Origin of the sequence: Laspinema olomoucense D3b (assembly GCF_025370785.1) — a bacterium.
GTDB lineage: Bacteria > Cyanobacteriota > Cyanobacteriia > Cyanobacteriales > Laspinemataceae > Laspinema > Laspinema olomoucense.
The window spans coordinates 96,192-118,809 of sequence record NZ_JAMXFA010000022.1; the positions used below are offsets into that span (position 1 = coordinate 96,192).

The following is a 22,618-nucleotide window of genomic DNA, read 5'->3' on the forward strand; positions in this document are numbered from 1 at the left end:
AAGCGGTGCCATCTCCAGAATGTTTACTTTAAAAAGTCGATCGCAATCCGATCTCCCACTTGTATCCCCAGTTCCGCAGCGCGTCCTCCTGCGAGTTCCAGCACATGATCAACGGGGTTATTTTCGGGCCCGTAGAAGGGACAAGGATCGCTGGTACAGGGGGGAACATCAGCAGCGATCGCCAGGACTTCTCCATCCCGCAAAAATATCATATCCAGGTTAATCTCCACGTTTTTCATCCAAAAGGTGACGGTTCTGGGGGGATTAAAGGGAAACAACATCCCCCGATTAGGCGCAATCTCACTTCGGTACATCAGTCCGATCGCCTGCTGTTGTGGTGTGGTTGCCACTTCTAAATCAATGGTTTGGTCGCCGATGGTTGCTTGTGCTGTAATGGGCAAATCTTGTCCCCTCTCTATTTGAACCCTTGGTGAGGAGGATACAGTCTCCCCATTGGTTTGTGCATCGGCAGCAGGGGGTAATCCCGAAGGTGTACAACCCAATAAAAACAGGCTGAGACTTGTGACGATAAACCGAGCTAAACTATTCATATCCTACTGCTTAAAGGTTACTGGTTTGATTCAATTTGAGAGCGAATAGTTGCGATCGCCGATCCACAAATTAACCGGGACCGCATTTCCTCGCTCATTCACTTTGAGCTGGATCACTAAGGTTTCTAGTTTTTCCTCCTTGTCGGTCAAATCCAAGGTTTCCAAAATTTCCTCCCGTTGCGATCGCATCAGGTAAAATTTTTCTCCCTCATACTCCACCAAATCTTCTAAAGATTTCCCCTTAATCATGACTTGATTTTCTCCTAACTCCCGAGGGCGATCGCGACTTACCCTTACCGCGTTCCAAGGAGTTGGCACTTCCCCGGTTTCTTCCGGTGTTGGCGGTTCCAAAATTACATAGAGGGTCAAATCGGGGTCTAACAATTTAGCCTCTGGATTACACTCATTCTGCCAATTTCCCGAGCGGTTATTCCGGGGACAAGGCACTGGAGTTCCCGGCAGTTCTTCCCATCCAGGAATTTCTTCTAAATTTTTGAAGTTAGAAATGCTATAACTGACCCGATTTGAAGAATTTCTAATAAATTTACTCAAGTTAACAGGTTCAGTTTCTAAAGTCACTAATTCCCCCTTCCATTCGGTCTGAACCGCAGAGAAGGCCACGGTCAGCATCGCAGCCGTTTGAATGAACAGCGGAATTAAAAATCGACCCACCACTAAGCTGGGTTTGATTTTTTTGGAAGAAGAAGGCTGCTCGTTTTCCATAATTTAGAAGAAACCCCGGCCTAATCGTTTTGGGGTCAGGGGGGAAATTATAATTGACCAAAAAATGCGGCTTTTTAATCCAATCAATAGCATTTTAAAAAGTAGCGAAGCCCGGACTCAAGCCTTGCATCTTGCTCGCTATTTTAGAAAGGGAGCAAGATGCTCGCACTCCTCATAAATTATAGATATTGAGAACAGCATGAGTGTGGACCATTCATTACAAAGTCAAGTCTTCATTTTCCAGGGGTTTAATCCGGCTGCCTACGGTGAGGCCAATGGCAATTGTAGCCATTCCACAGAGAACAAAAACAATGGATTTCAAGACTAATCCGGTTTCATATTCCAGGACTCGGGTGAGAATTTGCAAGGTTAATAATAGCGTACCCGCCCAAAAAATCCGCCGATCGCTTTGGGTGAGACCCCGCCGCATCAATCCGTATGCTAACAAAAATAGCAGGATGTTAAAAATTAGGGGACCCAGCAGGGGTAAAGGTTGGATGCCAAAATGCCAAAACAGCATTCCCGTGGCGATCGCAATCACGAGGGCGATCGCATGATTCAAGTAGGCATCCGGGGATAAAAACCGCCGGAAATTATCCCCAGAACTGCTGAAATGCCACACCAAAGCCAGCCAACTCCCCAGAACGATGAGGACATCAAGGAGGTAAGCAAACCCTTGTTCCAGGGGAATTTCGGCCAGGGTGGGGTCCCAAGGGGCGAGGGGGGAAGTGGAGGACCAAAACCAATGGAAGGAGATTACATAAAAGGAGAGGGCCAGAAAGATGAGGGCCAAGGTGCGGGAGATGGGTCGAAAATGGGGGAGATCTTCGCCGCCCTGAAATAGGGAGGGGACTTGCCAGGGTTGATCATCGTAACTCCACAGGAGGGCAGGCGGTAGGGCATAGGCGATCGCCAGCATCCAATGATTGGGCACATTCAGCAGACTGAACCCCACGATCAGATTGACTTGCACCGACTGAATTAGGACCAGGGTTGCCAATCCAAAAATCCAGGGCGATCGGCACCAGTAGGCGAGGGGCACTAACAGGAAGGCGGAAATTAAGGGCAGATGGAGGACCACAGTCCGGATCCAAAAAAATCCGTCACCCTGATACACCTGGGCTAAACCGGGCCAGTATCCTCCCCCAATTAACAGCGTCGCTAAAATCCCACAGCCAGTCAAACGTAAGCTATAGGCCATGACCAGCACTGCCAATCCCCAAATTAACCAAAATTCTCCCAGAGACGGCTTCATGAGGAAAATTTCCCCGATTAAGCTCATGTTTAAACCCAATAGGAGGGAACTCAGGAAGAATAATCCATGTCCCGTGCGGGTTTGCCATCTGGGGAAGCGATGCGATCGCCCCAAAGGATCCCCCCACAAATAGAAGGCGCACAGATTCACAGCGATGAAGATTCCCACCAGTACAGCGGTTTTGCTTTCCCGGGACCAGACTTCCCAATTCGCCTGAACCAGGGCGATCGCACCGCCACTGATCAGCAGTGCTCCCAACCCCAGCAGCAGGGCAATAAACTGATTCTGATTTGGGCGATCGAGGGTTTCAAAGAGATAGCGATTGGACAACTCTTGATACTGCTCCTGGGAAATCAAGCCCTCCATCGTCCATGAACGAGCCTCTGTGCGTAATTGGCGGCGAAACTTTTCCGAAACCATGAAGGGAAATGATAAAAGATGACAGCGTTGTAGGGTAAAAACCCGCTGGTTCGGTTGGGGACCTCATGAGTGAGAGTCCCCCTTGAGGGGGGCTGGGACCCCGGTCCTAATTCCCCAGGGCTAAGGGCATCAGCGTCAGGTTGGAGGAGGATTCGGATCAGGGGAAGGGCCTTGCGACAACGGGTTATACCAAATCCGCTTTTCAAAAGTCCATTTTCTGTATGACGCTGCGTAGGCAGGCTTTGTCCGTCTAGCCCCACCCGATCGGGTGCAGGTTTTTACTTGGATTCGGGTCCAAGTTGGGATCTGCCGTTACGAACGACGCGCAACATTTCTGAGAGTTGACTTTCCAGGTTGTAGAGGACGCGATCGGCATAATCATCCGCCCCTTTTTCGATCGCCTCCGCCTCCGCGATCGCCCGGGACCTCATATCCTCCAGATCCTCCATCGCTTGCCGTCGCAACCGTTCGATTTCCGAAATCGTCTGTTCCTGGGCGGATTCGCAATCAAGCTGAACCTGTTGGCGCAGATGGTCTGATTCTAGCTTTGCCTGTCGGACAATCCCCATTTCATCGAGAATTTGGGCCGCCCTTTGCTCGGCAGCTTCCAAAATTTCCTGGGCATATTGTTCGGCTTGGACAATGATTTCGTCCTTGTGGCGGATGATTTCCTCTACTTCCTCAAAGGCAGCAGGTAAATTCAGCCGCAGGAGATCGAGCTGCTCTAGCAACTGCTCCTCATCCACCAGGGTCCTTCCCGTAAACGGGATGCGCGGACTTTCGAGAATCATCTCCTCCAGTCGGTTTAGTTCCCTCTGGATATCTAGGAGTCCCTGCTCGTGCTCGGGAGATTCTTCTGGGAGACTCGATCTGTCGTCTGGGTCAATCCGGGCTGTGTCTTGGCGTAACATCGGTAGATATCAAGCGCAACGTGCTGGGGAACAAGGTGATCGATGGAGCCGCCAAATCGGGCAACTTCCTTTACTACACTACTGCTTAAAAAGCTGTATTCGTTAGAAGTTGCTAAAAAAACGGTCTCAATTTCAGTAGCTAGGGTTTTGTTGGTATGAGCCATTTGGAGTTCTAGCTCAAAGTCCGAGAGCACTCGTAGTCCCCGTAACAGGACACTCGCCCCTCGAATTCTGGCATAGTTCACCGTCAAGCCCTCAAAACAGTCTATTTCTAAATTAGACAAATGGGGGGTCGCAAGGCGAATTTGTTCTAAACGCTCTTGCACAGTAAACAGTGGGATTTTATTGGGATTGATGACCACTGCTACAATCACTTGGTCAAACAGCTTACACCCTCGCTCTATGATGTCAAGGTGACCTAGGGTAATGGGATCAAAGCTGCCCGGATAAATTGCAATCACAAGGATTTAGTTATCAGATTCGCAGGGAGGGACTTTAGAGGTCAAGTCCGATGCCATTTCGGTTAGGGCAAATGTGCCGTTTGGACATTTGCTTTTGTTGAAATGGCAACGGCTAACAAACCCCATGATACCACCTTTAGGATGACTCGCCACTCAAGTTCCTGCTTTGTTCATAGTTAGGGCTTATTTCTTACCAGGGGACTGGCTATTGTTAGGGAAATTTTTGAGAAGCTATCTGCTCACCGTGAACAGTTTACCTTCCCGGGATCAGATCCAGAAATTAAAGGTCAAATCAAACCCAATATTTACTGGAGCATTTGCGCCAAATATCTGGGATTTAGAAGAATATTTAGACTTTTTCCCCTGAGAATTGACACCGTAGTTTTTTACGCTCATGGTGATTTGCCTTCCTATTAATTGCACCTGATGATCCCCTCCCCTTGGCAAGGGGAGGGTTAGGGTGGGGTGTCGGCGGTGAGGTGGGAAAACTACGTCAGGCACTCAAAGGAGGCTTAAGCGTTTGTATGGAGGCTGATCCAAGCTCTTTTTTCGTGAGGCGCGGTAAGCGGAAGCTCTCCCGTAGGGAATCGCGTCACAAGAACCCCACCCTAACCCTGCTCTTTACTTGGTGAGGCGCGGTAAGCGGAAGCTCTCCCGTAGGGAATCGCGTCACAAGAACCCCACCCTAACCCTCCCCTTGCCAAGGGGAGGGGACCGGAGGTGGTTCCCTCCCCTTGGCAAGGGGAGGGGACCGGAGGTGCTTCCTTGTTTGAGCCTTGTCCGGTAGGCTAGATCTCGGGAACCATGACCTTTAGACCCAAGGGAATGCATTCAATTTCTACGGGGGTGGTCCCTGTGATTTCCCCATCAACGGTCACTTTTTGGGGGGGATTTGTGGTCACTTTGATGCGATTGGTCCGCAGGTATAAGACATCATTGTGTTGAGAAGCGACTCCCCGTAATGCGCCTGTCATTAAGCTAGAAACCGCTCCCAAGGTACTCATTTCGGTCTGGGTGGATAGAATCGTGACATCGAGCAATCCATCATCGGGGATGACGCCGCCAGGTCCTTGAGCTAGGACTGAGGTAGCGGGTGCAGCATTGGCAACGGTGACAGCGATCGCCCGCAGTCTGCTGATTTCTCCGTCCATTTCAAGCTCGACTTCAAAGGACTGGATCTCCCAGAGTTTTTCGATTCCGGCGACCAAATATGCCATGACTCCAAACCAGTTTTTCGCCTCGCGATCGGCTTGTTCGACGGTTTCAGCTTCCCATCCAATTCCAGCGAGCAAAATGCAGGGTTTACCGTTGCAAGTTGCCGCATCGATCGCCCGGATTAGTCCATTTAAAATCGTTTCACAAGCACCGGCTATATTTGTAGGAATGGACAAGGCGCTGGCAAAGGCATTGGCGGTCCCTCTGGGGATCACCCCTAAAGGAATTTCCGTATTAACTAAGGCTTCGGCTACCGCAGAAACGGTACCATCGCCACCGGAAGCAATCACTAAATCAACCCCCCGGGCGATCGCCTCTTGCGCCAGTTGGCTGGGTTCTAAATCGGCTTTCGTATAGCGGATATCCAGTGTAATTTCGGGTTCTAAAAGTGAAAAAATCTGTTTGAGTTCGGCTTCGGGATTGCCGTTGCCAGAAGAGGGATTAAAAATTAAGCAAGCTGAACGGGTGCTCATTCGTTTTCTGCTGTTCCTTCGTGAGATGTTTCCACGGTATCCTGTATGGGTTCAATATAGTGGCTTTCGATGAGAAACGCCCCTTTTTTAAAGCGGACGCTCCAATATCCTCCCGGTTTGCGATCAAAAATCGTCCCTTCTTCCCCCAGGCTGACGGCATTGGGTGGACGAAGCATGGGGATGGGTTCAGCGGTTTTGAGGTAGGCGGGTAAGGCGACAACCCGAACGCGATCGCCGAGGGTGAATTCTTTTGACATTGCTTTGGGAATTTGAGGATTTATCTCTTAAATTTTAAAGGATAAAATCCATCTCGTCTAAAGCGATTAAAGGGGAGTATGATTAAAGGACAGAGGTAATCAGGACTTACCCCAAACATTTTCCCTAAAAATTTATTCACTCCACTACCTAATTAGGAGTATTAATCACTCCAATAAGGCCCAAATATCGGTGGGAGAGAGGCAATGCGATCGCCCCTTGTTAATCCGTCGGCTTTTGATATTGTAGCTCTCCCTATTTCCAGAGGCGGGCCCCTTCTCTCCAACGGAATACCCGGGGACCTACCTGCGGACTGTCCTACCCCCGGTGTTCATCGGACCCCATCTCAATCAACAATACCCCTCCACTTCCGGATTGACTCTCGGAGATTTTGAGCCACAGCAGTGCCACAGCAGGCGAACAGGGGCAACCTTAAAATCTACAAAAATCAGTAAGATCCGGTATTGCGCCAGTAACTTTTATGATAAAACATAAAATCTGGACTGCGATAGTAGGTTACTTTTGCTAATTTTCTCCTATCCTTTCTTAACTGTGTCCTCATGCTCCCATCAACAGTGGCGGCTAATGATCAGACTACGATCTTTGAAGCACTTCTAGAGTATCTGCGCCGATCGCGTGGCTTTGATTTTGTGGGATATAAGCGTTCCTCCCTCCAGCGTCGAGTCACCAAGCGAATGCAGGTGCATCATATTGAAAACTTTGGGGATTATCTGGACTACCTGAAAGTGCACCCCGAAGAATTCCTAGCCTTATTCAACACGATCTTAATAAACGTTACTAGCTTTTTTCGAGATCTCACAGCATGGGAATACTTAGCCACCCATATCCTGCCGCTGATTATTAAACACAAATCCCCGGATGAACCCCTGCGCTTCTGGACTGCTGGTTGTGCCTCGGGAGAAGAAGCCTACAGCTTGGCTATTTTACTGGCAGAAACCCTCGGCATTGAAGAGTGTCTGCGGCGGGTGAAAATTTACGCCACCGATGTAAATGAGGAAGCGTTGACACAGGCACGGAATGCCACCTATAAAGCAAAAGATATCGAGTCCATCTCGGAGGTGTTGCAGCAGCGATACTTTAAGCCGGTGGGCGATCGCCTTGCATTAGATGGGGATCTGCGTCGGCTGGTAATTTTTGGTCGTCATGACTTGATTCACGATGCTCCTATTTCTCGCATGGATTTGCTCATCTGCCGCAACACCTTGATGTATTTTAATGCGGACACCCAAAAGCAAATTTTGGCTCGCTTTCATTTTGCACTCAACGACACAGGCTTTTTGTTTTTGGGTAAAGCCGAAATGCTACTCACTAACACCGATCTGTTTAGTCCCCTAAACTTACAACACCGCATTTTTAAGAAAGCCCGAAAAATGGACCGGCGCGATCGCCTCTTAGTGTTAACACAAAATAGAAAAGAAGAAGCCGGGATGCGATCGACTTTAAATGTTCGTGTCTTGGAAGCAGCTTTTAATGCCATGCCCGTGGCGCAAATTGTAGTAGACGCTGATAGCAATCTCATCCTAGCCAATCAGTTAGCTCGGTCCCGTTTTGGCATTGATGGTCAGGACCTGGGACGACCGTTCCAGGATTTAGAAATTTCTTACCGTCCCGTAGAGTTGCGATCGCAGATTGAACGGGTTTACAAAGAAGGTAACTCGATTCTCGTGAGCGATGTCATTCGCACCTGGAGTGATGGCAGCATTCAGTATTTGGATATTGAAATCTCCCTTTTACAGCAAACTACCAGCGATCCCCTCGGGGTGAGTATCAGTTTTAACGAAGTCACTCGCTATCACCAGTTACAAGAGGAACTCGAACGGTCTAACCAAGAACTTGAAACGGTGAATGAGGAACTTCAGTCCAGCAATGAGGAACTGGAGACGACTAACGAGGAACTCCAGTCTAGCCATGAAGAACTGGAGACGACAAACGAAGAACTCCAGTCTACCAATGAAGAATTAGAGACGATGAATGAGGAACTTCAATCTAGCAATGAGGAACTTCAAACCATCAATGATGAACTCGGGAGAAAAACTCTAGAACTGAAGCAATGTAACGCTTTTTTAGAGTCTATTTTTGCCAGTCTGCCATCAGCGGTGATTGTGGTAGACCGTCAATTTCTAATTCAAACTTGGAACGAAGCGGCCCAAAATCTCTGGGGACCGAAGGCTGAGGAAGTGAATCAGCAATCTATCTTTAGTTTGGATATTGGCTTACCCATAGAACGCCTGCGCGACCCCCTTTATCAATGCTTGAGTGGAACACAACCGGATGAAGAAATGCTCATTGATGCGTTAAATAATCAAGGTGAATCCATTCAGTGCAGCCTAAGTTTTAATCCCCTCCAAGATGGGAGTAAAGAACCTCTGGGGGTGATTCTTTTAATCAAGGAAGTTTAACCGGGGTTGTCTTCTTGAGCCTTGTCCCTTCTCCCGCCAGGGATTTCGGGCTCGATTTCACGAAAATAATCACCCCTGAACTGGGAGTCCCCATTGGCTCCCCCCATGAGTTTTTTAGGCTTTTTTCCGTTGGGTGGCTGTCTGGGCAATTAGCTACTATCCTAAAGTTAGGGCTAAAACGGGAGCAAGGAAATAAGATGGAAAATTTTACGGGGCAGATTGAACAGGCTAGAGTGCGTTTAGAGCTGATGCAACAACTGGCTCAGGAGTTTTCTTCCCCTCCACCGGACTTATTAGAACAGGTATTTGGCGAACTCTCAACGGCATTGGAAGAACTGCACGTTGCCACGGAGGAGATTCAGGAGCAAAATCAACAACTGCTCTCGACTCGGGAAGAAGTAGAAATAGAACGGGACCGCTATCAAAAGTTATTTGAAGAAGCACCGGACCCTTATTTAGTAACGAATGCTGTGGGCGTGATTGAAGCAGCGAATGCGGCAGCGGAAGAGTTATTTAACTTACGTCGCCCCTTCCTGATCGACAAACCTTTAGCAGTTTTTGTAGACCTGGAAGAACGGAGTGCCTTTCGCAGCCAACTAGAGCAAGTCCGAACCGTAGGAACGGTAAGGGAATGGGAAGTAAGAATGCTCCCGCGCGATCGCGAGTCCTTTCCTGCTGCAATTTCTGTTTCTCCAGTTCACGATCTCCAGGGAAATCTCACGGGGTTGCGCTGGTTGATTCGCAATATCAGCGATTTAAAAGAGGCTGAAAAAAATCGCCAAGAGCTGGCGGTACAACGAGAATTACATCTTATTAAATCTCGCTTTATCCAAATCCTTTCCCAAGAATTTCGCACCCCCCTCAATACGATTCATCTTTGTACACAACTTTTGGAACGATATAGTGATGGAGTAAAACAATCCAAAAGAACTCCACTTTTTTCAAAAATCAGGGCATCAATTAAACAAATTACCCTCCTTTTAGATGATATTTTAATTTTTAATGGAGAGCAAAATTGTGGTTCGCTTCAATCCTCTCCAATTGATATACAGAAATTTTGTTGGAAACTGATAGAAGAATATAAACATCTTTATAGCCCCGGGGAACGTTTTATTAATTTTCAAGTAACAGGGAACTGTCACTCGGTCTTTACAAATACTAAATTGCTCAGACATATTTTCCGCAATCTCCTCTCAAACTGTTTCAAATTTACGCCTGAGTTCAGCCAAATCAACATTTCTATACAATGTGAAGAGACTCAGCTCATCTTAACTTTTCGCGATCACGGCTTGGGGATTCCCGCTGAAGATATCCCTAGCTTGTTTGAAATCTTTTATCGAGGCAGTAACGTCGGCGAGCTTTCAGGGGCGGGTTTAGGATTGGCGATCGTCAAAAAATCCGTAGACTTGCTCCGTGGGGCGATCGCCGTGGAAAGCACCGTTGGCGGTGGCACAACTTTAACCATTACCCTCCCCACCACTTCCACCCCCAAATCCTTATCCTTACCGTTAAAAAACAGCCTACTCTCACCCGTAGAAGAGACTTCTGGCAGACAAAAGTAGGTTTTTTACGCTCATGGTGATGTGCCTTTATATATAACGGCTCACTTCCGGTCCCCTCCCCTGATTCTTGGGGAGGGCTGTTTCATTCTCCCAGCCCAATTAATTTTTGCATTGTTCAATCGCTTTATCTGGCCGGGGATACAGGCTATTCCCCTCCAAGGGAGGGAAATTTTGGGGCATATTCCCCTCCTGTGGAGGGGTGTCCCGTAGGGACGGGGTGGTGTCTTGATTGGGAAGAGACATATACTTTTGAGTAAAGAAGCATAGCTCAATACTTGATTACTAGCTAGAATTGACCACCCCGCCCCTGCGGGGCACCCCTCCAAGGGAGGGGAATTTTGGGGCATATTTCCCTCCACAGGAGGGGTGTCCCGAAGGGACGGGGTGGAATTCCCCTCCTGTGGAGGGGTGCCCCGTAGGGGCGGGGTGGTCCTTAGTTTCAACTTAGGAAATAAGGCCGAAAACCCTCGGGCTGTAAAGCTTACGGGGTAAGGAAAATTTGACAATGAAACAGCCCTAGATTCTTGGGGAGGGGAGGGCAAGTGAGATTAAAGAGGACCCCACCCTAACCCTCCCCTTGCCAAGGGGAGGGGACCGGAAGTGAGCTAAAATGTGAGATAAACTCCCTGAAGGTCAAAACCCTACTTTTCTAAGGGGGGAAAGGGGGAGCAAATCGCTATTTTGCAAGAGGTCTATTAATTTCAAGCAAAAGTAGAAGAACCGAAATCCGGTGGCACATCCTGAATTCTTGCAGGACCGATCGCCTGGATTGCTTCTTTCAGGGAAACATCCCCCGTATAAAGCGCACGCCCTACAATCACACTATTCACCCCTAACGGTTCCAGGGCCAGCAAACTGAGCAAATCCGTCAGAGAACTCACACCCCCAGAGGCCACAATCGGAATATCTATCGCCCTCGCCAGTTCACGCAATGCCGGAATATTCGGTCCTGCCAAGGTTCCATCGCGATGAATATCCGTATAGATAATCGCTGCAACACCTAACGCCACCATTTGTTGCGCCAGGACCGTCGCTAATACTTCCGAGGTTTCCAACCATCCCCGGGTGGCAACTTTGCCATCTCGCGCATCAATTCCGACCACAATGTGACCCGGAAATTCTTGGGCGAGTTGCTGGACGAGTTCCGGTTTTTCAACTGCCACAGTCCCGAGGATGGCGCGATCAATCCCGAGGGATAATAAATTGGCAACGGAGGCATAGTCGCGCAACCCGCCACCGACTTGAATCGGGACGGATACGGCGCGGGCGATCGCCTCGATGCTTTTCAGATTACGCGGTTCCCCCGCTTTTGCCCCATCTAGGTCCACTAAATGCAAGCGTGTCGCACCTTCGTCTACCCATTGTTTTGCAACTGCCACCGGGTCCTCGTTAAACACATCCGAGCGATCGTAATCCCCCTGATACAGACGGACACAACGACCTTCTAATAAATCAATCGCTGGAATCACTTCCATAAACAATCTGACCTCAAATTTTACTCAATTACTATGGCACGGGATGGGATGAAAGTCATCGATTGCAGATCAAGTTAAATCCTGACCCTTTCCCGATCCAAGTCATCACCATCCGTATAGTTTACTTATCACTCCAAGGGGGTATTTTCGGGGAGTGGCAGGAGAAGCACAGGCTTTTTCCTTCTCTTCTTTCCCTCCTGCACCACAAGCTGCGATCGGCCTTTGTGCAGGGGCTAACACCCGAGGAATTGCCTCCTAATTGTATCAAACATCGGGCCACTTCCTTGAGAAGTTTAGCCAAAACAAAGCCACTCAGTTCCTCACTCTTTCAACAAGATCTACCATTATGTGTGCAAAAGGTATCGACGTTTCCGATTGGCAAGACCCTGTAAACTGGAATTCCGTGGTTGGGGATGGCATGGGGTTTGCCTTTACCAAAGCAACCGAAGGCGCTACGTTTGTGGCCGATTCCTATCGCAGTAATTGGGCGGCAATGAAATCGGTGGGGTTACCTCGGGGTGCTTATCACTTCTACCGTGCCAAACAAGACCCCAGAGCACAAGCGGATATTTTCCTCAAAACGGTGAAACTGGAAGCCAATGATTTGCCGCCAGTTCTGGATATTGAGTCCACTGATGGAGTCGGTGCAAGTTCGATTATTCGGGATATTACAACTTGGATCGAAATTGTCGAGAAAGAGACAAAACGTCGCCCAATTATTTACACTTTTCCCAGTTTTTGGGAACGGATTGGTGATCCTAAAATTTTTACCGATTATCCCTTGTGGATTGCTCACTATCAGACCAATAATCCCTGGGTTCCCGGGGGTTGGGATGGTTGGACCTTTTGGCAATACACCGAAAGCGGTAAAGTCAGCGGAATTAATGGCGGTGTAGATATCAACTGGTTTAACGTCTGCCGCCAAGGGGGGAAAGGCTCCCATGTTAAGTATATCCAAATGTGCTTACGGGATAAAGGATTTAATCCCGGTGCCATTGATGGGGTATTTGGCGCTACAATGCACTCCACAGTGATGGCGTTTCAACGGGCGATGAATGTTACCGTAGATGGCATTGTCGGAATTCAGACTTGGGCGGCTTTAGTGAGCGCTATTCAACCCTCGACACAAGTTCAACCGACGCCTACCCCGATTTATATTCCCACTCCAACACCGACTCCAATTCCACCGCCAACTCCTGCACCTCCTTCGCCTCCGATTCAGTCGAGTCCGAACCCTGTGATTCGGTTAATTGATGTCTGTCGATTTTATCAGGGATTTTCCCATCAAAATCAAGCTTTAAATTGGTTACAGGGTCAATTATCTCAGGCAAATTTACTAGAATTTGCTCGTCGCTGGCGGGGTCATGCCTCGGCGTCATCCCCGATTAATTTTGTGGATGTGGCCAAATTTTATCAAGGATTGCCCATGCAAGACCAGGCGATCTTTTGGTTACAAGGTCAGCTTTCCAGTGGGATTTTAAACGAATTTGCCCGGTGGTGGCGATCGGGAAATCAGCAGATGGCCGCTCAATCTACAAATATCGATTTAGTCGATGTTTGCACTTATTATCAAAGCTTGAATAACCAAAAGCAGGCCCTCCAGTGGTTGCAAACTCAGATTCCCACTACTACCTTGTCTGAGTTTTCTCGTCAATGGCGCAATCGCTCATCAGTTGCGGTTGCTGGGAATATTTCTTTGGTAGATGTCTGCCAACATTATCAAGGGTTAAACCATCAACAACAGGCAATCCACTGGTTGCAACGGCAGATTCATAGTTCAGTGTTGGATGAGTTTACCCGCAAGTGGCGCAGTTAAGGGGCTCAGGGGGGGGCGGATGTGAGACTTTTGGGTCACCGCTGAACTCAAGTTAACCTAGGGCGAAGTCGGGGCAATTGTTTAGAATTTGCCCCGATTTTTTTTTATGGAGGAGCATGATTTCTGGTAAATTTTTTGGGTGATAGTTTTCTAGGCAACTGTGGAATACTTAGAGACATAATGTTTTTTTGTGGCATTTTTCACCACTGCTATGACTCAATTACTCCCTCAGTGTCAGCATCTACAGGATCAGGTCGATCGCATTCTCGAATTGTTGCATCAAGAACCCGCTTTGCGACAACAGGATATCACCGCTGTTCAGTCCTCTCTGAAAAAGGCCGTCGCCCCTAAGTTTGAAATTGTCTTTGCTGGGGCTTTTAGTGCGGGTAAATCCATGCTGATTAATGCCCTGTTAGAACGAGAATTGCTCTACAGTGCAGAAGGTCACGCCACCGGAACAGAGTGCTATATTGAATATGCTGAACCGGACCAAGGGCGAGTCGTCCTCACGTTTTTGAGTGAAAGTGAGATTAAAGACCAGATTACTGCTTTATGTGAACGTTTGGGCATCAAAGCAGCAACCAATATTAATGAACCCGAAGTTCTGAAACTGGTGCGTGAGATTGGGCAAACAATTCTGACTAAAGAAGGGGGGGAAAGTAAATCCCAGTTAGCGAAGCAAGCGAAGGCATTAATCTTATTGCTGGATGGATTTGCAGAAAATAGCAGCCGCATCCATCCAGTGAATAATAACACGTTTTCGATGGAACAGTTTAACTTTTCCAACCTCAAAGAGGCGGCAAGTTATGCGCGGCGGGGTAGCAATAGTTCGGTATTGAAACGGATTGAATATTACTGTTATCATCCCTTGCTCAAAGATGGGAATGTGCTGATTGATTTGCCGGGAATTGATGCGCCGGTGAAACGGGATGCAGAACTCACCTACCGCAAGATTGAAGACCCGGAAACCTCAGCGGTGGTATGCGTCCTCAAACCCGCTTCTGAAGGGGATATGACCACGGAAGAGACGGAATTGCTGGAAAAAATGCGGTCTAATCCCGGAATTCGCGATCGCGTCTTTTATGTCTTTAACCGCATTGACGAAACCTGGTATAATAGCCAACTGCGGCAACGGTTAGATGATTTAATTGTTACTCAGTTCCGAGATACCAAACGCCTCTATAAAACCAGTGGGTTGCTGGGTTTTTGGGGAAGTCAAATCAAACAAACCAGCGAACGCGATCGCTATGGATTAGATTCCCTGTTTGCCGAAAGCGTCAAAAACACCAGCATCCAGGAAGACACCCCGCAATTTGTCAACGAATTTAACCGCTACTGCGCCAACTCCGGGAAACTCTCCCCCAGTCAATTTAAAATTGCGGTTTACAGCTACGAAACCCCGAATGAAAACTACGTCCGCATCCTCAACGAATGCGGAACCTCTCTGCTAAATCAGCTCATTTCTGATAGTGGCATTGAGGAGTTTCGCACCAGCATTACCAACTACTTAACCAACGAAAAACGCCCTCTTCTTTTTAAAACCCTCGCCAATGACCTCCAACCCATCTGCCTGCTGTTAAGTCGCCATTACGTCCAACAATATCGGGACTTAGAGAGTCAACCCGTCAATATTGAGGGGTTAAAATTGCGGCGGATGGAACAACTGAATTATGACTTACGCCGCCTGGGAATGGCCTTAAATGAACATATTACCCAAGAGGTAAATGAAGTTGTAACCAATCAGTGCCTTACCTTTGAGGAAGACTTCCGCAAACTAAAAGTTAAAATGGTTTGCCGCATGGATGAACTGTTGAATACCTTCTCCGTGGAAGAAGCCTACCGGCAAGCGACCCTAACTCATCCTCGCAACTCAACTGCACCGTTATTGGCGATTTTAGTCGAGGCTTTTTATTACTTGTCCAATGAATTAGAGGAGGTATTGGCAGAAGAAGCAGAACGAACAATTGCTAATTATTTCGCCTATTTAATCGAGCGAATTCGCCGTCAAGAGTATTACCGAGACTTATGCCGCTTAGTAGGCGGGGATGCTGGATTAGAACAGACGGTTAAGAATTTGGAGGTGCAAGTGCAGCAAGCGATTCGCGCTGCGGCGAGTACGGAATGCGATCGCTTCGTGCGGGAGAGTCCTCGCTTTTACGATGAAGGCACATTTTCCATTTATCAGTTCCGTAAAGTGCTGCAACAAACTTCTCAAAGTTATGATTGTATCACCATGAAAGATGCGGAACCGGCTATTCGCCAGTTGTTAAAGTTGGACTTTGAACCGAAAGTCAAACACACGATTCAAAGTACCTTCCGACAAACGGTGAATCAAACCCTGAAAACTCATCTGTTGCCGTTAGTCAAGCAGCAAGAGGAGATGATTTTACAACAGTACAACCGGGCGCGATCGCACCTAGAGAAAACCCTAGAACGGGAAGCACAAGAGCAACTCGATAGTAATCAGATCCAGTTGCAAGAAGTTCAGGATAAAATTGCCGATTACAACGAGGTAGTTTCCGGTATTAATAGCTGTTTACAGGCAATGCTTTTAGACCGCTATCAGTTACCCTTGGCTAATTTGCAAGAGGCGATCGAGGTGGATATTATTGAGGAGGAAGATGGGGAATTAGCAGAGGTGGTGGAGATGATCTAACGCGATGAATGTCAATAGGGTGGGATGTGTCTCGTTACATTTTACCCTATTGACAGGGTGGTTTTGATGACCTAATATAGGAGAGTAATTTTTCCAGATAGTTGGTATGAATTCTAAATTTAGACCACTCCAGGACGATGAAGTGTTATCTATGTCTAACACGGCTCAAAACATCCCATTGCTGACCCATCCCATCATGAAATTTGGGGAATTGAGAGAATCTTTAATAAAGGTCATGAAAAACAGTGTTATTGGATCTAATTTAAATGGACACACTGTCAAATGGTTTGGAGAGGGTGCCGACGTTGAAGTCTTAAAATATGGGTCTCAAGGCTGGAAAAAAGGTAAAATGAGAATAACAATCAGCTTAGAATTTTGCTCAAATGAGCCAGAAGCTGAAGAAATAGCAGCCAGCAATAAAGGGGAATCCAGTGAACCTGCATCACCCCTTGATGATATTCGACGGATGCAGGGATGAGCCAAACATTGCCTCCTAATAGTAGCAGAACCAATTAGGCGGCAGAGCCGCAAAATGCCCGTGTCACGGCAGAGCCATGACACGAGAATCTATTATAGAATACTCTAATTCTCGTGACTTGGCTCTGCCGAGTCACGCAGTATTGGAGGCTCTGCCTCCATCAGTATATAGGCGGTATGATAACAATAACAATTTATAGGGATTACCTGAAATGAGCACTCAATTTGAACCCTTGGATCCGGAGGAAGTTGTTGTTTTAAAGAACGACTACTGTAAAATATTAATTGGGCAGCAAACATTTAGAACAAGGGAGTTGACAGAACGAGCAATTTTAATCTTGAGAAGCAATGATTCTATTCTCAATAAGAATGGCTGGGATAACAATCAAATAAATTGGGTTCATGAGGGTGTTAAAGCTAAATCCTTAAGATATGGAGCCCAAAACTGGCAAGAGGGGAAAGTTAGAATGAGGATTATTGTAGAATTCTGTCCAGATGACCCACAAGTTGAAGAAATAGCTGTATCCAATGAACCCGAATCACCCAGTGAACCGAAATCACCCCTGGATGATATCCGGCGGATGATGGATGAACCCAACTCTTAAATTTACCCCTTAATCTACTAAAAATCTATGAGTAAAACACCTCGAATCCGGATTCCTGCATCAGTTAGAGCTTATGTGTGGGAACGCGATCGCCATCAGTGTCAAAGTTGTGGCAAAACGGAACAAGAAACCGAACTGAATATTGATCATATTATTCCCCTGGCGATGGGGGGGTCTAACGATATCAGTAATCTGCAAACCCTTTGCCGCCAGTGCAATCAACGTAAAAGTGCCGACTTAGACTCTCGATTTCAGCGTCGGTTTGATTTATAATTGTTATAATTGGGAATTAATGGAAGAATGGGGGGACGGGATGAGGGATGAAAGACAACCAGGGACCGTCTTTTGTTCTAATAAAATGCCTTATGCCTGGATGCTTCCGCCTTCATGCTTCCGCTTTGATCCTTCATCTTTCCATGTCCAATGACCGATGACAAACAAAAAGCAAAAGAGCAAATTCTCTACCTGTTAAAAATGCAAGGGGCCACGAATGCGACGGACCTGGCAGAACAGCTAGAGGTGTCTCCAATGGCGATTCGGCAGCATTTACAGGCACTGCGGGGAGAGGGTTTAGTGGATTATTCGGAACAACGGCGTCCGATCGGGCGACCTGTGAAGTTGTGGCAATTGACCGATCGCACCCTGAATTTATTTCCCAATACTCATGCCGACTTGATGGTGGAATTTCTGAATAGTTTTGAAGCGGTTTTAGGGGAAGCGGAATTAGAGAAAGTCTTAGCAGAACGATCGCGCCGACAAATTCAAGGGTATCGCGTTCAGTTTGCTACTTTAGAAGGGGAGAACTGCGCAAATTTACGGCAATCCCGACTCGATCGCCAAGTGAAACGCCTTGCAGAAATTCGGACCAAGGAAGGATATATGGCAGAGGCGATCGCCCAAACGGATGGGTCCTGGTTATTCATAGAAAACCACTGTCCCATTAATGAAGCTGCACGCACTTGTCGATTATTATGTCGGTCCGAACTGGAAGTTTTTAAAACCCTATTCGGACCAACTGTCACTATCGAACGAGTGGAACATATCATGGAAGGCGATCGGCGTTGCGCCTATCAAATCACCCCTCATATCAAGTCCGGTGGATCAACCTAAAAAACCATTTCTTCCTCTTCCTCTTCTCTGCTGATTCGCCTCACATTTAACTGCACCTCCGGTCCCCTCCCCTTGGCAAGGGGAGGGGACCGGAAGTAAAAAAACTACTCTTGTAAGGGGTGGGGGTTAGGTCTCTCTGGGTAATTCAACTAACATAATATAAGTTTCAACCCCCTTCCCACCCAACCGCATCTTAACGAATCTGGAACGTAAAAGGCAGGCGAGTATAAGCATGGAACGGGTCATTCAAATTTTTGACCATAGAAACTTCCTCATAGAGTTCCTGTAATTGTGCCGTTAGCGGGTCCGGTTCTGGAGTCGGGACCAGTGCTTTCAGGCGACTCCCTAGCAAGCGCTCAATCAAGATTTGTTCAAATGTGCGAGTTTGGGGATATTCCTCCACCTTCCAATCTTCACCCAGTTCTGCTAATTCCGCTGCGGCCAAAATTGCCTCATTTAGACCGCCCAGTTCATCGACTAAACCCAGTTGTTTTGCTTCTTGACCGGACCAGACTCGACCTTGAGCAATCTCACTTACCTTTTGGGCCGGTAGATTCCGAGATTCCACAATCAAGTTCAAGAATCGCTCATAAATGCCATCGACCATTTGCTGAATAATTGCCATTTCTTGAGCGGTTCTCGGGCGGGTAATCGTATCAATATCCGCATAAGGTCCAGTTTTCACCACATCCCAGTTAATCCCTTGTTTATTGCCCAAACTTTGGATATTCAGCAGCATTCCGAACACGCCAATGGAACCTGTTATCGTATTCGGTTGAGCAAAAATTTTCGACCCATAGCTAGAAATCCAGTACCCACCGGAAGCGGCAACATTCCCCATTGACACCACAATGGGTTTGCTTTCAGCAATCAACTGGACCTCACGCTGAATCACTTCCGATGCTGTGGCAGAACCTCCGGGACTGTTCACCCGTAAGACAATCGCTTTGACATCCTCATCCCGGCGCAAGTCGCGCAATTGTTTGGCGAGGCGATCGCCTCCCACCTGGGTAGAACCACCTTCCCCGCTCACAATCTCACCCTCAGCATATACTAGGGCAATTTGAGGAGCCGATCGCGCCTTAGTCGCTCTTTGATCCTCACTGACTGCGGCATAACCGGATAAACCAATTTGCCGGAACGTCCGGTCCTCCTCTTTTTGGCCCGTGAGTTCCTTGAGTTGTGCCACCACTTCATCAAAATAAGCGAGGCGATCGACAAATCCCTGTTGTTCTGCCTCCGTTGCCATCAGCATACCCCGGGTATTCACCACCTGCTGCACCTGTTGAGCGCTAATTTTCTCACGGCGATCGACCGTTGTCAGAAAATCACCCCAAATATCGCTCAAGAGTTTTTCCGTCTGTTGCCGACTTTCTGGGGAACTTTGGGTTAATACAAAGGGTTCCACGGCGGATTTATACTTTCCGACCCGGGTCACTTGAACTCCGACGCCGTATTTCTGCAAACCCCCTGTCAAAAAAGTCGTCTCCGAACTCAACCCATTCATTTCGATCATCCCGAGAGGATTGAGGAGAATTTCGTCAGAAACCGAGGCGAGGTAATATTCCCCTTCACTCCAATCTTGGTCATAGGCAATGATAGTTTTACCGGCGTCCTGGAACCGTTCGAGGGCCGAGCGAACTTCCCGGAGGGTGGCAAAGCCGTTACTGGTGCTGGAGGAGGTAGAGTGGAGGTAGATCCCGAGAATGCGATCGTCCTCTCGGGCAGCATCAATGGTTTCCACCACCTGGCGCAACGTCATCGTGTTCGGTTCCGAGTCCTCCGAGAGGGTTCGGGATAATGCTTCTGCCGTAGTGGAGGTGGGTTGAGAATCGGTGATATTCATCGAAAGGTCAAACACCAGCATCGAGTTATTTTCGACGTTTGGTCCGGCATCTTTCGAGGAAGTGGCGATTGTCCCAACAACAATCAGGAGTCCACCTAAACTCAGAACACCTAAAACGCCTAATCCGACAATCGTCCCGAGGATACTAGCAAAGGTGTATTTGAAAAAATCTCGCATTTTGCAACGGTCCTTAATGTTATCTGCGCTGCTTCCGGCGTCGGTGTTTTGAAAACTGACCCGAAGTTGCGATCGCTTATCTCTTCTATGTTAATCGTTCTGGGACGTTCAGAAACTCGCTTGTCTTGCCTCTGGGTTACGGACGCCCTAGGGAACCCTGGGGTTGAAGGGCGTCCGAGTCTCTGAGTTCGGTGAGAGTGGCATTGCCGGTACAAAACAGAACTGTAGAGAGTTCTGCCAGTAAATGTTCCACCAGGGTGTGAATCGCCGCCTCGGATTCTGCTGCTGCTTGCAGGAAGGGCCATGCTAAACCGGCGAGGTCCGCCCCCAAGGCGATCGCCTTCGCCACATCCAGTCCATTGCGTAATCCCCCCGATGCAATTAAGGGAATTTCTGGGGCGATCGCCCGAATCGAGGTGATACAATCTACTGTGGGTAAACCCCACTCCGCAAAAGTTGCTCCTAAGCGGCGCTGTCGGGAATCCTTCGCCCGTTCCCCTTCCACCTTCGCCCAAGAAGTCCCCCCTGTACCCGCCACATCGACTGCCCCAACCCCTGCCTCAATCAATTTCTGGGCTATCTTTGCCGAAATCCCATTACCCACCTCTTTGGCAATCACCGGCACGGGTAATACATTACATAACTCATGGATTTTGTCAAGCAATCCTTTGAAATTTTTATCCCCCCGGGATTGAACCGCTTCTTGCAAGGGATTGAGGTGAAGAATCAACGCATCTGCTTCCAGCAAATCGACTGCTTTGCGACATTCATCCACCCCATAACCATAGTTCAACTGTACCGCCCCTAAATTGGCAAATAACAGAATATTTGGTGCCAGCGATCGCACCGCAAAGGTATCTCCCACCTCCGGTTTTTCCACCGCCACCCGCTGGGAACCCACCCCCATTGCAATCTGAAACTCTTCCGCCACCACCGCCAACCGAGAATTAATCCGCTTCGCCTCCTGAGTCCCCCCCGTCATCGAAGAAATCAACAAGGGAGCACCAAGGGATTTCCCTAAAAACCGCGTCGTCAGATCAATATCCTGCCAATCCAGTTCCGGCAAACAGCAGTGGGTGAAGCGATAACGGTCCAAACCCGTCCCATTCAAGCGAAATTGCACATCATCTTCCAGGCAGACTCGAATATGTTCTGCCTTCCGAGATTGGGTTTCTTCCCCAGAGTTTAAATTTGTCATTTGTCATTTGTCATTTGTCATTTGTCCTAGGGAAGATGGGGAGGATGGGGAGTTAGGGGAGATGGGGAGGATGGGGAAGATGGTCCAAGTTTGTAGTAAAGACTTCAGTCATTATTCTACCCGTTTGGAGTAACGACTGAACTCATTATCCCCAATCTCCCCAATCTCCCCAACCTCCCCATCTCCCCAATCTCCCCAATCCCCCCAATCCCCCTTCATCCTTCAAATCACCTTAATCAGTTCTACCCCATCGCGATTGTCTACCTCATTGAAAAAGACCTTAACCTGTTCCTCCTTTGCCGTGGGGAGGGTTTTGCCGATGAAATCTGGATGAATGGGAACCTCACGGTGACCCCGATCAACTAGGACCGCCAACCGAATCAGAGAGGGTCTACCATAATCGGCGATCGCATCCAAGGCAGCGCGAATCGTGCGACCCTTGAAAATTACATCATCCACCAACATCACCTCCTTACCCGTCAAATCAAACGGCATCTCTGTTTTTGCCGGAGTTCGCATCCCAATATTATCCAAATCATCTCGATAAAATGTAATATCTAAAGCACCCACCGGCACCTGAATCTGTTCTAAAAGTTCAATCTGACTCGCCAACAGATGCGCGAAGGGAACCCCTCGGGTGTAAATGCCGATGAGCACCAATTCTGACAAATCATTTGATCGTTCCACAATCTGGGACGCCAGTCGGGTCACAGTCCGGCGCAGTTCTTCTGCGGACAGGATTTCAATCACGTTAGCATTCATGTCAAGTCTGGATGGAACAATTTATTATTGATAGCGCAGTTTGACAGATTTGGTTAGGGGTTGCCAGAGATGGGGTAGATTGGGAATGTGGCAGTGGTTGCACAAGGTATATCAGTCCGATGGAGAACGACTTCAGTCGTTACTACAAACATAGATAATTCCCCCAATTCTCTCCCATCTCCCCCATCCTCCCCATCCTCCCCATCCTCCCCATCTCCCCCATCCTCCCCATCTCCCCCATCCTCCCCAT

20 protein-coding genes are annotated in these 22,618 nt (G+C 48.1%); 8 read left to right on the forward strand and 12 right to left on the reverse strand.

The genetic code is table 11. From position 1 onward, the window contains the following. Positions 1–23: 23 nt before the first annotated feature. The 7 genes from NG792_RS17070 to sipA form a co-directional block, all read right to left on the reverse strand. Positions 24–551, reverse strand: coding sequence for a DUF192 domain-containing protein (locus tag NG792_RS17070; RefSeq protein WP_261199119.1), 528 nt, complete (start codon positions 549–551; stop codon positions 24–26). Between the two features lie 30 nt (positions 552–581). Next, the gene (locus NG792_RS17075; protein WP_261199120.1) at positions 582–1,274 is read right to left on the reverse strand and encodes a GDYXXLXY domain-containing protein; all 693 of its coding nucleotides are present in this window, start codon (positions 1,272–1,274) and stop codon (positions 582–584) included. 217 nt (positions 1,275–1,491) lie between these two features. Beyond that, positions 1,492–2,949, reverse strand: coding sequence for a DUF2157 domain-containing protein (locus tag NG792_RS17080; RefSeq protein WP_261236173.1), 1,458 nt, complete (start codon positions 2,947–2,949; stop codon positions 1,492–1,494). A 278-nt stretch (positions 2,950–3,227) separates the two neighbouring features. Then, complete coding sequence (locus NG792_RS17085; protein WP_261199122.1) at positions 3,228–3,860, reverse strand: ATP synthase subunit B family protein; 633 nt, start codon at positions 3,858–3,860, stop codon at positions 3,228–3,230. Beyond that, positions 3,773–4,321: a pantetheine-phosphate adenylyltransferase gene (coaD, locus tag NG792_RS17090; protein WP_261199123.1), complete on the reverse strand. Its 549-nt coding sequence runs from the start codon at positions 4,319–4,321 to the stop codon at positions 3,773–3,775. The genes NG792_RS17085 and coaD overlap by 88 nt, the downstream gene beginning before the upstream one ends. A 788-nt stretch (positions 4,322–5,109) precedes the next feature. Continuing rightward, positions 5,110–6,009, reverse strand: a complete 900-nt coding sequence (locus NG792_RS17095; protein ID WP_261236174.1) for a YegS/Rv2252/BmrU family lipid kinase — start codon at positions 6,007–6,009, stop codon at positions 5,110–5,112. Then, positions 6,006–6,266 carry a regulatory protein SipA gene (sipA, locus tag NG792_RS17100; RefSeq protein ID WP_261236175.1) on the reverse strand — a complete coding sequence of 87 codons (261 nt, stop codon included), beginning with the start codon at positions 6,264–6,266 and terminating at the stop codon, positions 6,006–6,008. Before sipA ends, NG792_RS17095 begins: the two co-directional genes overlap by 4 nt. 558 nt (positions 6,267–6,824) lie before the next feature. Here sipA and NG792_RS17105 point away from each other — a divergent pair. Beyond that, positions 6,825–8,684, forward strand: coding sequence for a CheR family methyltransferase (locus NG792_RS17105; protein ID WP_261236176.1), 1,860 nt, complete (start codon positions 6,825–6,827; stop codon positions 8,682–8,684). Positions 8,685–8,881: 197 nt separating this feature from the next. Then, on the forward strand, positions 8,882–10,246 hold the full coding sequence (locus NG792_RS17110) for a PAS domain-containing sensor histidine kinase (RefSeq protein ID WP_261236177.1): 1,365 nt from the start codon (positions 8,882–8,884) through the stop codon (positions 10,244–10,246). Positions 10,247–10,947: 701 nt separating this feature from the next. On the opposite strand, the gene hisA is transcribed toward NG792_RS17110, so the two are convergent. Then, positions 10,948–11,721, reverse strand: a complete 774-nt coding sequence (gene hisA / locus NG792_RS17115; RefSeq protein ID WP_261236178.1) for a 1-(5-phosphoribosyl)-5-[(5-phosphoribosylamino)methylideneamino]imidazole-4-carboxamide isomerase — start codon at positions 11,719–11,721, stop codon at positions 10,948–10,950. 346 nt (positions 11,722–12,067) lie between these two features. Between hisA and NG792_RS17120 the strand changes: the two genes are divergently transcribed. From NG792_RS17120 to NG792_RS17145, 6 genes are all read left to right on the forward strand, one after another. Then, complete coding sequence (locus NG792_RS17120; protein ID WP_261236179.1) at positions 12,068–13,537, forward strand: GH25 family lysozyme; 1,470 nt, start codon at positions 12,068–12,070, stop codon at positions 13,535–13,537. 211 nt (positions 13,538–13,748) lie between these two features. After that, entirely contained in the window at positions 13,749–16,193 is a 2,445-nt protein-coding gene (locus NG792_RS17125; RefSeq protein ID WP_261236180.1) for a dynamin family protein, read from the forward strand. Between the two features lie 106 nt (positions 16,194–16,299). Continuing rightward, entirely contained in the window at positions 16,300–16,671 is a 372-nt protein-coding gene (locus NG792_RS17130; RefSeq protein WP_261236181.1) for a KGK domain-containing protein, read from the forward strand. Positions 16,672–16,882: 211 nt separating this feature from the next. After that, entirely contained in the window at positions 16,883–17,275 is a 393-nt protein-coding gene (locus NG792_RS17135; protein WP_261236182.1) for a KGK domain-containing protein, read from the forward strand. A gap of 27 nt (positions 17,276–17,302) precedes the next feature. Beyond that, positions 17,303–17,548: an HNH endonuclease gene (locus tag NG792_RS17140; RefSeq protein ID WP_261199593.1), complete on the forward strand. Its 246-nt coding sequence runs from the start codon at positions 17,303–17,305 to the stop codon at positions 17,546–17,548. A gap of 150 nt (positions 17,549–17,698) precedes the next feature. Then, positions 17,699–18,385 carry a helix-turn-helix transcriptional regulator gene (locus tag NG792_RS17145; protein ID WP_261199592.1) on the forward strand — a complete coding sequence of 229 codons (687 nt, stop codon included), beginning with the start codon at positions 17,699–17,701 and terminating at the stop codon, positions 18,383–18,385. A 193-nt stretch (positions 18,386–18,578) separates the two neighbouring features. Here the strand turns inward: NG792_RS17145 and sppA are convergent, their stop codons facing one another. The 4 genes from sppA to NG792_RS17165 form a co-directional block, all read right to left on the reverse strand. Further along, positions 18,579–20,408, reverse strand: coding sequence for a signal peptide peptidase SppA (gene sppA, locus NG792_RS17150; protein WP_261236183.1), 1,830 nt, complete (start codon positions 20,406–20,408; stop codon positions 18,579–18,581). A 136-nt stretch (positions 20,409–20,544) separates the two neighbouring features. Continuing rightward, positions 20,545–21,606 carry a type 2 isopentenyl-diphosphate Delta-isomerase gene (fni, locus tag NG792_RS17155; protein WP_261236184.1) on the reverse strand — a complete coding sequence of 354 codons (1,062 nt, stop codon included), beginning with the start codon at positions 21,604–21,606 and terminating at the stop codon, positions 20,545–20,547. Positions 21,607–21,828: 222 nt separating this feature from the next. Further along, the gene (gene pyrR / locus NG792_RS17160; protein ID WP_261199589.1) at positions 21,829–22,368 is read right to left on the reverse strand and encodes a bifunctional pyr operon transcriptional regulator/uracil phosphoribosyltransferase PyrR; all 540 of its coding nucleotides are present in this window, start codon (positions 22,366–22,368) and stop codon (positions 21,829–21,831) included. 53 nt (positions 22,369–22,421) lie between these two features. Beyond that, positions 22,422–22,618: hypothetical protein (locus NG792_RS17165; RefSeq protein ID WP_261236185.1), on the reverse strand; the 197-nt coding region annotated here is incomplete at its 5' end.